General features: G+C 45.1%; 13 protein-coding genes. 4 read left to right on the top strand and 9 right to left on the bottom strand.

All coding sequences use genetic code 11. The features are described 5' to 3' along the window. Positions 1-15: 15 nt before the first annotated feature. The 8 genes from ABHV44_RS11880 to ABHV44_RS11845 all read right to left on the bottom strand — a co-directional run bounded on the left by ABHV44_RS11880 (position 16) and on the right by ABHV44_RS11845 (position 8426). On the bottom strand, positions 16-1356 hold the full coding sequence (locus tag ABHV44_RS11880; protein ID WP_459074917.1) for a glycosyltransferase 87 family protein: 1341 nt from the start codon (positions 1354-1356) through the stop codon (positions 16-18). Positions 1357-1366: 10 nt separating this feature from the next. Then, a complete protein-coding gene (locus ABHV44_RS11875) occupies positions 1367-2842 on the bottom strand; it encodes a cellulose synthase family protein (RefSeq protein WP_459074916.1) in 1476 nt (491 codons plus the stop codon). After that, positions 2839-3522 (bottom strand): glycosyltransferase family 2 protein, encoded by a 684-nt coding sequence (locus tag ABHV44_RS11870; protein ID WP_459074915.1) that lies wholly within the window; start codon positions 3520-3522, stop codon positions 2839-2841. The genes ABHV44_RS11875 and ABHV44_RS11870 overlap by 4 nt, the downstream gene beginning before the upstream one ends. Positions 3523-3601: 79 nt before the next feature. Next, positions 3602-4837 (bottom strand): pyridoxal phosphate-dependent aminotransferase, encoded by a 1236-nt coding sequence (locus ABHV44_RS11865; protein ID WP_459074914.1) that lies wholly within the window; start codon positions 4835-4837, stop codon positions 3602-3604. A 94-nt stretch (positions 4838-4931) separates the two neighbouring features. Beyond that, the gene (locus ABHV44_RS11860) at positions 4932-5396 is read right to left on the bottom strand and encodes a GNAT family N-acetyltransferase (protein ID WP_459074913.1); all 465 of its coding nucleotides are present in this window, start codon (positions 5394-5396) and stop codon (positions 4932-4934) included. Next, entirely contained in the window at positions 5393-5755 is a 363-nt protein-coding gene (locus tag ABHV44_RS11855) for an RNA-binding S4 domain-containing protein (RefSeq protein ID WP_459074912.1), read from the bottom strand. Before ABHV44_RS11855 ends, ABHV44_RS11860 begins: the two co-directional genes overlap by 4 nt. A 75-nt stretch (positions 5756-5830) precedes the next feature. Next, positions 5831-5983: a hypothetical protein gene (locus ABHV44_RS11850; RefSeq protein WP_459074911.1), complete on the bottom strand. Its 153-nt coding sequence runs from the start codon at positions 5981-5983 to the stop codon at positions 5831-5833. A gap of 22 nt (positions 5984-6005) precedes the next feature. Beyond that, a complete protein-coding gene (locus ABHV44_RS11845; RefSeq protein ID WP_459074910.1) occupies positions 6006-8426 on the bottom strand; it encodes a TonB-dependent receptor in 2421 nt (806 codons plus the stop codon). A 99-nt stretch (positions 8427-8525) separates the two neighbouring features. On the opposite strand from ABHV44_RS11845, the gene ABHV44_RS11840 reads away from it, so the two are divergent. Continuing rightward, positions 8526-8918 carry a hypothetical protein gene (locus ABHV44_RS11840; protein WP_459074909.1) on the top strand — a complete coding sequence of 131 codons (393 nt, stop codon included), beginning with the start codon at positions 8526-8528 and terminating at the stop codon, positions 8916-8918. A gap of 2 nt (positions 8919-8920) precedes the next feature. Here the strand turns inward: ABHV44_RS11840 and dnaX are convergent, their stop codons facing one another. Then, positions 8921-10624 carry a DNA polymerase III subunit gamma/tau gene (gene dnaX / locus ABHV44_RS11835; RefSeq protein WP_459074908.1) on the bottom strand — a complete coding sequence of 568 codons (1704 nt, stop codon included), beginning with the start codon at positions 10622-10624 and terminating at the stop codon, positions 8921-8923. A gap of 224 nt (positions 10625-10848) precedes the next feature. Between dnaX and rpsF the strand changes: the two genes are divergently transcribed. Genes rpsF through rplI form a run of 3 tightly spaced genes read left to right on the top strand, consistent with a single transcriptional unit; the run spans position 10849 to position 11961 of the window. Beyond that, complete coding sequence (gene rpsF / locus ABHV44_RS11830; RefSeq protein WP_459074907.1) at positions 10849-11214, top strand: 30S ribosomal protein S6; 366 nt, start codon at positions 10849-10851, stop codon at positions 11212-11214. 28 nt (positions 11215-11242) lie between these two features. Further along, positions 11243-11506, top strand: coding sequence for a 30S ribosomal protein S18 (rpsR, locus tag ABHV44_RS11825; protein WP_459074906.1), 264 nt, complete (start codon positions 11243-11245; stop codon positions 11504-11506). 8 nt (positions 11507-11514) lie between these two features. Further along, positions 11515-11961, top strand: a complete 447-nt coding sequence (rplI, locus tag ABHV44_RS11820) for a 50S ribosomal protein L9 (protein WP_459074905.1) — start codon at positions 11515-11517, stop codon at positions 11959-11961. The last annotated feature ends 14 nt before the right edge of the window (positions 11962-11975 follow it).

Here is an 11975-nt window from a genome sequence, read left to right as displayed (position 1 = left end):
GAGACAAAATTCCTTTCACCCTGCTTTTTGAACAAGTGTTGAAAACTTTCTCTGTGCAATTCCTTCCCAGAAAAGTGCAATGAACAACACAAGATACTCGAGCCACAGCCACATTGGAGAGATCTGAAAACTGTTTTCGTGGTAAAAAGCGTAGCTGAACAAAACAGTTGCTGACCACCAAAGTGGAAAGCGCCAGCGAGTGAAGACTGAAATCGCTACGAGAAGAATCACGTACCACGGGTGCACGATGCTGGCGAAAAGAAAGTAGAGCAAAAGAGCGAAGAGTACTTTATCGAGTAATCGGCCCTTCAGTAGTTTTTTCTGAAAAGCAAAAACAAGAATCGCGAGCGTCACTAAAACGGCTACTACTGGTCCGGCAGTGCGGATGATATTGTAACCGGTGACCCACTCTCCCACTTCCCGAATGAGAAAATAGAAACTCGCATTGAACTCGAAGTAGCGGAAATACAAATCGATGCTCGACCAGAGATTGGCGAATAGCTCAGTAGAGAAAAAAGGAACAAAGAAAACAGCAAAACTGAGCAGTGCCGAGAATCCAAGCAACAGGAAATTCTTGAATTTCATTTCCGCCAAAATGAATGGCAAAAACATGAGCGGCAAAAGCTTTATCGAAACGGCTGCGCCAAGGAGAAGTCCCGACAACAGATATTTTCTTCTAAAACAAAGCAGCAAGGCACCGAGCAAAAAAGCGATTTCCACACCTTCGAAGTGCAGATTGGCGGTAAGCTCAATAATCACCAGTGGGTTTAGCGCATAAAGCAAAACCAGATATTCAGGCTTTTTGAAAAAACGAAGAAGCTGCACCATAAACAGGATCGTAGCCACTTCGGAAAGAATAATCAGAATCCGCAGAAAAAAAATTTCAAGCTCGATGTTACCATTAGCCAAAAATGAAGCTCCGGCAAACATCAGCTGATTGAGCGGAGGGTAAACTGTGTAGTAACTGGGTGAGTTTATACTTTCGAAAAGCTGTTGATCAAGTTGGAAAGCAGACCGCTCCTCTTCGCTCAGTTCCGAAGGCAGGTAAAGATATGGGTTGCCCCCGTTGGCCGAAATTCGTCCGTCCCAGGCAAAACGGTACACATCATCAGAAAGCTCGGGAGTGCAGAACAGAAGTGAGAGACGTAGAAAAATTGCTGCGGTTAAAACCCACTTCCAGCTGAGTATTTTCATTGAACTCAACAGCAGCGCAAAACCACCAAAAGCGGAAGCCATGCAAATCAGAAACTGGTAGAAGTTTTCTCGGGAAGTGAAGTAAGCAGCAATAAATAGACCTGCAAAAAGCAAAACCAGTCCAACGACAACTTTCCAATCGAACTGGTTTTTAGGGTTCATAATTCTGCGGTTAAACTCTGGTGTGCCTCACTGAAAAGTAAAAAACGTAGCCGAATCCGAGAGTGAGCATTAGGTGGAAAGGTAGCATTCCAAAATCGCCCAGGTGAAAAGCCAACACAATTCCGAATATGAAATAGAGCGTGAGCAGACCTTCCACGAAAGAAAGCGGACTCACTTTGAGCGACCGGTATTTGTTTCCGCGCCAGGTTCCCCCAGTTTTGCCAATCGCAAATTTTGGTGTACGGATAAAAGGCGTTTTTCTTCCGAGATAGCCCTCCACAACTGCCACTGTATTGTGCAACGACATTCCCATAGAAACCGAAAGGAACATCGGAAAGCGAACCACAAAGCTTTTGAAATCTGACCACCAGCCCCGACCGCTTTTTTCCATGGAAACCCAATAGAAAAAACTAAGGATGAAAAAGCTGATCAAAAAAATGGAAGCCAGATTGAAAAGCAGGGCATACTGCACACTTTGGCTTTTAATGAAAAGCATCGGAATGCTCAAAACTGCCGTTAATAGAATGCAAATAAAAACTGCGCTGTTGAGCAAGTGAAAAATCGCATGAATTTTAGTTCCGGAGTCGATGCCTTTCTCACGTAGTACTTTCGGTAGGTTTTTAACAGCACACTCCGCTGCACCTTTTGTCCAGCGAAACTGCTGGTTTTTTAGAGCGTTCATCTCGGCCGGAAGTTCCGCAGGTGAGCCGACTTCTTGTTTATAGACGAATTTCCATCCGGCAAGCTGAGCGCGATAGCTCAGATCGAGGTCTTCGGTGAGCGTGTCGCTTTGCCAACCGCCTGCTTCATCGATGCACGTTTTTCGCCACACTCCGGCAGTTCCATTGAAATTGATAAAATGTCCACTGCTGTTTCTTCCCGATTGCTCCACAGTGAAGTGCGCATCAAGACCAAAGGCCTGCATTCGGGTAAGCCAAGAAAAATCTTTGTTCAGGTGCTCCCATTTGGTTTGCACCAATCCCACTTTCTCATTTGCAAAGGCTGGGATAGTCTTTTTCAGAAAATCTTTGGATGGGACGAAGTCAGCATCGAAAATAGCGGTGAATTCACCCCGGCAAATTTCTAATCCGTAAGCAAGTGCACCAGCTTTAAAACCACTTCGCTCAGGTCGCTTGATGTGTTTGATGTCAATTCCACGAGCTTTTACCTCCTCGATTTTTTTTGCAGCCACCTCAAAAGATTCATCCGTGCTGTCATCGAGCACTTGAATCTCAAGTTTGTCTTTTGGGTAGTCGAGTTGTGCGACAGATTCGATCAGGCGCTCCACCACATAGAGCTCGTTGAAAACGGGAAGCTGAACGGTGACAACGGGCCACTCTTCTGGCTCAGCATCCTTGTCAGACCCTACAAGTTGCTTCTTCATTTTTCGATAGGCCAAAGCCAATTGAAGTTGGATCAGGCTGTAGCAAAAAATGAAAGCCAGAAGCAAACCGTAAATAATGATGACGACCAGTTCCAATTTCACCTGTATTTGAAGATTGTCCAAATAATTTTATAGCCCGCTAAAATAGAGCCTTTGAGAGTGCCTGTAACTTTCGAAACTCCAATTCTTTTTCTGTACTTCACCGGCACTTCCTCGAAGGAAAGATTCTGTTGTGCCGCTTTCACCTGCATTTCCACAGTCCAGCCAAAATTCGTGTCGACCATTCCAAGCTCGTTGAGCTTTTTGAGCTTGATTGCTCTGAACGGACCAAGGTCGGTAAACTTCACTCCATAAAAAAGCTTAATCAATTTTGTGGCGAGCCAATTACCAAACACCTGCTGAGGCATCATCGAGCCTTTTTCTTTGTTGCCAAGAGCACGAGAGCCAATCACAAAATCGATGTCGCGGTTTTTGATTGGCGACACAACTTTCTCGAGTTCCTCCGGATGATCCGAATAATCGGCATCCATAAAAACAAGTACATCCGCTCTTGGGGAAATTTGATTGACGTAAGAAATCCCACGAAGGCAGGCAGCTCCGTAGCCCTGCATCTGCTCGTGAAGTACTGTGGCACCAGCTTTCTCAGCCTCAGCCGCAGTGCCATCAGAAGAATTATTGTTGACTACAACGACATTTCGAACGATCTTAGAGTCGATGTCTCCGAGAACAAGACCGATGCTTTTTTCTTCGTTGTATGCGGGGATTACCACATCAATGATCATGATGCAAACTTAGCTAAAGGCGACAGCCCAGTTATCACAAAATCATGTTGACTTTCAACAGTGCAAAATGGAAAAGGGGTCACTCGCCAGAAGCAGAAACGTTCTCCTCCTCTGGCACGTCAATTCTGCGTGGATACTGTTCAAGCGCTTTTTCCAACACTTTAGCAGCTTTCCTAAGCGATTCCACATTCAGCACGTAGGCCAATCTGACTTCTCGCTTACCTTTTCCGGGCGTTGAATAAAATCCGGTAGCGGGAGCCATCATCACCGTCTGGTTTTCGTATTCGAAAGTTTCCAACATCCACTGGCAAAAATCATCGCAATCCTCTACCGGAAGTTCAGCTATGCAGTAAAATGCGCCAGAAGGCTTCGGACATCTCACACCTGGAATTTTGTTGAGCAGATCTACCAGTACATTTCTTCTCTCCACGTAATCTTCAATCACGCGATCGAAATACTCCTGCTCTGTGTCGAGTGCTGCCATTGCAGCAAGCTGGCCTAGAGTGGGTGGGCTCAACCTGGCCTGAGCAAATTTCAAAGCCATGTTGAGAACCTCTTTGTTGCGGGTAATCAATGCACCAATTCTTGCTCCGCACATACTGTAGCGCTTCGAAATACTGTCGATCATCACCACGTTGTCTTCCACTCCTTCGAGACTCATCACTGAGAAAGGAGTGGCTCCATCGTAGCAAAATTCGCGGTAAACCTCATCGGCAAAAAGGTAGAGGTCGTGTTCTTTAACCAGGTCTTTCAATCGCTGAAGCTCTTCCTTTTTGTAGAGGTAGCCAGTCGGATTTCCGGGATTGCAAAGCATAATCCCTTTGGTCTTCGAAGTGATCTGCTTTTCAAATTCTTCGATAGGCGGAAGTGCAAATCCGTTTTCGATTGAGGCAGTCACAGGTTTCACTGTGATTCCGGCCATGAGGGCAAAACCGTTGTAGTTGGCATAAAACGGTTCGGGGATAATCACTTCATCGCCTGGATCAAAACAAGTCATGAAAGCAAACACCAGAGCTTCTGAACCTCCGGTAGTCACCAAAATGTTGTTCGCCTCAATGTCTACATCCTTTGTCTTGTAGTACTTTGCCAGACCTTGACGATATTCCTCAAAACCTTCGGAGTTGGTATAGGCGATAACATTCATTTTCACTTCATTCAACCGATCAAAAACCACTCGAGGTGTTTCGATATCCGGTTGACCGATATTCAGGTGATAGACTTGTCTCCCGGCTTTTTTGGCCGCCTCGGCATAAGGAACCAATTTTCTAATTGGTGACGAAGGCATGTCTTGCCCTTTCTGAGAAATCGAAGGCATAGGCTTAATAATTTAAATCATCCACAATGAGCGCTCCGCGCAGATCTTTATAAAAATAGCCAGCAAATATGATAAATTCAAATGAACTTTCATTCTAAAGTTTGTACTTCAGCGGGAGCTCAATCCTTTTGTACATCAATTTGTGGGGGCCAATGTTCGGTTTGTCATACCAATCACCCTTAATTTTGAAGCCCAACTTCGTGTAAAAATCGAGTGCAACTTTTCTCGCATCACACCACAACAAATCAACCGACATTTCTTTCAGTTTTTCTTCGGCTTTTTCGATTAGCGCACGGCCAGCCCCCATTCCTCTCACTTCGGGGTCTGTAGCCATGGCCCGCAGGCGGTAGTGAGTTTCGCCTGGCAGCTCAGTATTTTTCTCAGGAAAAAAAGATCCGATGCTGACAATTGAATTGTTGTAAAAAGCACCGAGATGAAAAGCGCCTTTCTGCTGATCGACATCAATAAAACACTCTTCCGTAGAATTGAGGTGAGGCCACAGAACGGTGTGCCTCAGGGGATGTGTTTCCTCCGCAGCAATCTCTCGAACCGCAATCATTTCAAAAACTTGTTGATGTCTCTGCGATCTTTCTTGGTAGGTCGTCCCATTCCTCTTCTCCGCTGTCCCTTTTGTGCGAGTTTGATTTTTTCCATTTTCTCCTTTTGCTCGTCAGAGGTCACCTCCTGCATAAAGTCCTCAACCAGCTTGGCCCCTACCCGGCTCTTCGGAAAATCCAGCACCTTGTAGCTGTGGGTAATGGGACCTTTTCGCACATCCACCACTTCGCCTTCTTTCACTTCTCTGCTGGGCTTCACAGCTGCATCATCAATCGAAATCCTGCCTTGCTTGCACTCTTTCGTAGCCAGACTTCGCGTCTTAAAAACCCTCACTGCCCACAAATACTTGTCTACTCTCATCTTCTTTTGCTTTGGTGCGAAAAATCAAAAATAACGATCTCACTCGGTCGATTCAATGCTAGCTTTTACCAGATTTCAAGGAATCACAAACAGATAAAGGATTCTGAAGAAAATGAACATCACCACTCCGGCAGCAACGAGTGTGTAAATTCGTAGGCGGAACATCGTCCATTTTCTGCGAAATCGTTCCAATTCCTGATAATCGAGGATTTGTTCTTCACTCTTCATTCTGTTCACCTTCGTTTTTTGATTACAGCTCTACAATTATTCCGATGCTCGGAAGCACGTTTCCGTTGGAGGTATCTAAGAAAACGGGCTGGTACGATCCGGGATTGTTCGGATCTTCCACCGGTTGACCATCAGGGCCTTCTTTCACTGTCAAGTAAGGTTGAAGCGGAGTCACCTGATTGTAAACGTTTTGCACATCAAGGAAAAGATTCAAACTCCACTTTTCAAAAAACCATTTCTTGTCGATGCGGATGTCGAGCTGGTGGAAAGGATCAATTCTTCTTTCGTTGAGCCTCGTGTAGTCCGGCAGTCCCTGCATGTTGACCTGCCAGTTTGGGATAGCCACAGAAGCACCAATGTCGTAAGGAGTGTAGGGCAATCCTCCGCTAAACAGGAATCGGAAACCGACTTCCCAGTTTTTCTTGAATTTTTTACCTCCGGTGAGACTGATCAGGTGGCGACTGTCCCAGGAGCTCGGCACGTACTCGTCACCACGACCTGTGAATTCGCTTCGAACCCAGGTGTAGGACAAAATGCCGTAAAAACCCGAAAAGAGTTTTTGCTGGTAGAGAAACTCTGCTCCGTAAGCTCTTCCCTGAGAAACTGAAACCACTTCTTCGTTTCCGATCACTCCAAAGTCGGCCCCCAGGTTGGCAAGTGAAATTCCTTTGTCGACACTCAACGGATAGTTGTCGTAGTCCTTGTAAAATCCTTCTACCGAAATGGTGGAGTTGCGCTTATCCCAGTTGTACTCTGTTCCCAAAACCAGTTGCTTGTTTCGGATGTAGCTCACATCATTTTGCTGATTGACGAGCACTCCATTTTGGCGGTAGCCCAAAACGGTGTAGGGCGGTAGCTGGTGGTAAATTCCGGTGTTGAAATTGAGCGTCCACTGCGGTGCCAGTGCATAACTGGCAGAAAACCTTGGAGAAAGCTGGTTAAGCGGATTTGCCATGCGATCTGTGTAGTCGTTTCCAACGGCCCTCACCCCTAGCGAAAGTGAAAGCCTTTGATCGAATACTTTTTTACTGACCTGCCCAAAAACTCCATACTTGTGGAGTTTGAGGTCGCTCGAAAAGTTGATGTTAACTACGGTATCGAGCGCGTAGCTGTACTGCTCAAAAGCAGAGCTGTTATTGTACTTGGCATACTCGTAGTTCACTCCGTAGTTCCATTCCCAGGAATCTTCTCCAAATGTTTGCTTTTCGATTCGCAGTTTATTCTCGATTTCCTGCGAAAGGTAGTCGCTCACCTTTGGCAGGTTTTCATTGTTGTTGCGATACTTGTAAGAAGAGTTGTTGAGCATGTTTCGACTCATCACTGTGGTCCAGCGGCCGTTCTCCGTGAAGTGATCCCACTTGGCTCCTATCGAATAATTCCACTGCTCGCTCACAGGCAGGTAGCCGAGGATGTAGTCGTTTCTTCGAAAATCTTCAGACGTTGAATCTTCGGCAAGCGAAAGATTCAGATTGAACTGATCGATGGCCCCAAGACCGATGACCGTGATCTGATCGTTTTCAGAAATCTGACTTTTAAGTTTGAACTGAAAATCGTTGTAGGTTGGGAGAAACGGCAATTGCAAAGCCTCAAACAAAAACTGAAGGTAACTCCTTCGGGCGGAGAAGATCAGCCCAGTGTTTTCCGAAATCGGGCCTTCCACAGTGACTCCGAGATCTGAAGAACCTACTACAGCATTCAGTGTGAACTGATCGGTTCGTGGGTCTTTAAATCCAAACTCGAGAACGGAGCTCAGGGCGTTTCCGCGGTTCGTGGGAAAAGCACCCGAGTAGAAATCCACGTTCTTTACGAGATCGACATTGATCAAACCTACAGGGCCACCGGATGCTCCCTGCGTTGCAAAGTGGTTGATGTTGGGAATTTCGATTCCATCGATAAAAAATCTGTTCTCGTTTGGAGAACCTCCGCGAATGATCACATCGTTTCGGAATGCCGGTGTACTGGCCACTCCCGGCAGCGATCGAATGGCTTGAGAAATGTCTCGGTTTCCACCGGGGTTTCTCCGAATTTCGTTCACTCCGATCGATCGAACTGAAACAGGCGACTCTTCCCTATTACTTCTTCTTGAGGCTACAACTTCGGCAGCTTCAGTTTGCACAGCAGTTTCCTGCATTTTTACATTAACAACGGCCGGTCGTGCATTGGTCACTTGAATTTCAAAAACCGTTTCTTTCTTAAATCCAATCGATGTGACTTCGAGGTTGTAAAGACCGGGCTTCAATCCGGTTAAAGAATATTTACCATCGATGTCCGTGGAAGCTCCGCTGCTCTCGCCCTGGATCACCACATTGGCAAAAGGAATGGGCTCGTTATTCTTTTCATTGGTCACAACTCCCTTGATTTCACCACTTTGCGAAAAGGCAAAACCTTGAGTAAAAAGAAGGAGTATAATTAGGTATCCTGCTCGGTTGAGAATCACTTTCATTTTGTTTGGTTTGGCAGACATGCCGTTCAACAAAAAACGACAAAATGAAGTTCACCGAAAAGGATTTAACGAGTAAACAAAATCTAAAAAACACTTAGAATGAAACTGATCGTTTTATCTATCAGCATGCTGTGCTGTGTCTTCTCGAGCTTAGCTCAAAACACCAGCCAGCCAATCCAATTCCGTCCAACTACATTTCAACAAGCTGATCTTATTTCCAGCTACACACCTGTTGTTCCATTTGAAAAGGCAGCGAGATTCACGGATAAGATTTTCGAATCTCTCAACCTGGAAGACGAAAAGCTTTTTGACCAGCTTCTTGATGTCAACTACAAAACTGAGTTGGCCATTGGAAAAATCGGGACAAACGAAATCAGAAGTTCTGAGAAAGAAATCAGAAGACTACAGTTGGCTTCCATCAAACAGATCCTGAACCCGGATCAATTTGAAAAATTTCTAGAAGAGTTCGGCCGCGAATTCGGCCAAAAATAAAATTAAGTATCCAGGTCGAGCTTGAGCTTTCTACGCAGCTCATCGAGAAGTGGATTTTTCTTGAGCATGGAATCGTATATGTCTTTATCAGACATGTAGCCTCCTTTTTCGTTGGAGAGTTCAACCTTGGCATTGAGCTCAATGTAGAAGTTGTTGAGTTCCTTTTTTAAAAAGACCAGAACTTCCCCGCGCACCTCATTGAGATAATCCACCTGAGTGTTGTTCTGCAACTTCAGATCAATCATCTGCTCGTCACGTTTTGAGGGCTCAAGTTTGAAAAGTGCCTCGATGCTCATCTTCTCGTGGTCAGTCTCCACAGCATATTTTTTCCAGGCTGCTTTCAATTGCTCCTGAGAAAAAGGATCGCGCGGCAAATCCTGTCGCATTTCACCTTCTTCTTGCTCGTTGTCCACTTGTTCCTCCTTCACCGGAGCCAGCTTTTCTTTAATAGAGAAGCTGTCCACATTACGCTTTACACCCTGATATTTCGATTTCCCCATTGGCTTCTCAGCCACTCGGCTCACACGGTCTGCAGGATTTAAAGCAGGATTGGAAACTGTTTTCTGAGGCTTTCTTACTGATGGCCTGAGCGACTTTGGCAGGTCGAGCGGAATTAGGCGGAGGTCAGACTTTTTTTTTTGACCCTCGTTGTACGGGATCGAACACATCTGCATCAACGCCAGCTCCACCAGCAGTCGAGGATTTTTACTCGGACGATAATCCAAATCGGCCTGGTTGGCAATGTCGATGGCTTTCACCAAAAAGTGAATTCCACAGCGCTGTGACTGATCGAGGTATTTTTCGCGAATGCCGTCACCCACATCCATCAAAGTGACGGTAGATGCATTTTTACTCACCATCAAATTCCTGAGGTGTTCACCGAGTCCGGTGATGAAATGATGGCCGTCAAAGCCATTGTTCAAAATTTCGTTGAACGTCAGCAGCGACCCAGAAATGTCTTCTTCCAAAATCTGATCAACCAGCTTGAAGTAGTAATCGTAATCGAGCACGTTCAGGTTTTCGATCACCGATTCGTAGGTGATTTTCTTTCCTGAAAAAGCAATGATCTGATCGAAAATCGAAAGGGCATCGCGAAGCGCACCGTCAGCTTTTTGAGCGATGATGGTCAGCGCATCCGGCTCGGTTTCCACCCCTTCCTGCTCAGCAATGTGAGCGAGGTGGTTGGCGATGTCTTTAATTTGAATTCTGTTGAAATCAAAAATTTGACAACGCGAAAGTATCGTTGGAATAACCTTGTGCTTCTCTGTGGTTGCCAAAATAAAAATGGCGTGAGCTGGTGGCTCTTCAAGTGTTTTCAAAAACGCGTTGAACGCACCGAGCGAAAGCATGTGGACCTCATCGATGATGTAGACCTTGTACTTCCCGGTTTGCGGTGGGATTCGCACCTGGTCGATCAGCGAGCGGATGTCTTCCACGTGATTGTTGGAAGCAGCATCGAGCTCAAAAATATTGTAAGAAAAATCCTTGAGATCTTCGTCTTCTCCAGTGTTGATGCTCTTGGCAAAGATCCGGGCGCAGGTGGTTTTCCCCACACCTCTCGGACCGCAGAAAAGGTAAGCCTGAGAAAGCTGGTTGGTAGCAATGGCATTTTTGAGTGTCGAAGTAATCGACTCCTGCCCCACTACCGCATCCCACGCTTCGGGGCGGTATTTTCTCGCTGAAACTATAAAATTTTCTGCTGCCATTTTCTCAATTGGAATGTTGGCAAATATCGATAAATCACTTCGACATTTAAAACCGGGTTTTCCACAATTTATTCAAAGTTGCAAACGCAATGTTGCTTTAACCAACTTTAATTAAAGACAAATTCTGCAACTCAATTTCTCTGTCTACCTTTGCCCGACAGAAAAGAATTGTTATTTTTGCGCTCCCAATTTTGGGAAACAACCATTTTATAGATTCAAAATTTATGAACCGTTACGAAACTGTTTTCATTATGACTCCCGTTTTGTCTGAGGAACAGGCAAAGGAAACAGTTGAAAAATTCAAAGGTCTGATCAAAGACAATGGCGGCAAAACAGTGCACGAAGATCACTGGGGATTGCGCAAATTGGCTTACCCGATTCAGAAAAAAACAACTGGATTTTATCAACTATTGGAGTTCGAATGTGATCCTGAGCAAATCGCTGCTTTTGATCTCGAACTGCGCAGAGATGAGCGCGTAATCCGCTTTTTGACCACCAAAATGGACAAGCACCATGTTGAGTATGCCGAAGGCAGAAGGTCAAAGTCTTACAAGTCCGAAGCGCCACAGCCCAAGAAGGCTAAAGCCTAGTTTTTCAAACCTTTAATTTTTTAAAAAAATGGCTGAATCAGAAATCAGATATCTCAATCCCATCCAGATTGAGACACAAAAAGAAAAATACTGCCGCTTTAAGAAAGCCGGTATCAAATACATCGATTACAAAGATCCCGAGTTCCTTTTGAGACTTTGCAACGAGCAGGGAAAAATTCTTCCTCGCAGAATTACAGGTACTTCATTGAAGTACCAACGCAAAGCTTCACAAGCTATTAAAAAGGCTCGTCACCTGGCGCTCATGCCTTATGTTGCTGACCTTTTAAAATAAGTTGAATCATGGAAATTATTCTCAAACAAGACGTAGAAAAACTGGGATCTGCCAATGAATTGGTAAATGTAAAACCCGGTTATGCCCGCAACTTTTTGATCCCAAAAGGTTACGCAGTGAAAGCTACTCCTAGTGAAAAGAAAATGCACGAGGAGACTATTCGCCAGCGCGCTCACAAAGAAGCTAAGATTAAAGAGGAAGCTGAGAAAATCGCAGCTAAACTCGAAAAAGTCGAGCTTAAAATTGGAGCGAAAGCAGGTGAAAGCGGAAAAATCTTCGGTTCGGTAAACACTATTCAAATTGCAGAAGCACTTTTGAAGAAAGGTTTCGAAATCGACCGCAAGAACATTTCTGTAAAAGAAGATACGATTAAAAACCTGGGCGAGTACGAAGCGGAAATCAAGCTTCACAAAGATGTAGTCGTACCAGTGAAATTTGAAGTTGTAGGCGAGTAAGCCAAACTTCAACA

Origin of the sequence: Halocola ammonii, from assembly GCF_049334165.1 — a bacterium.
Lineage (GTDB): Bacteria > Bacteroidota > Bacteroidia > Flavobacteriales_D > Sanyastnellaceae > JBEGHD01.
Note: the sequence above shows the minus strand (reverse complement) of the source record. Positions and strands in the feature narration are given on the sequence as shown.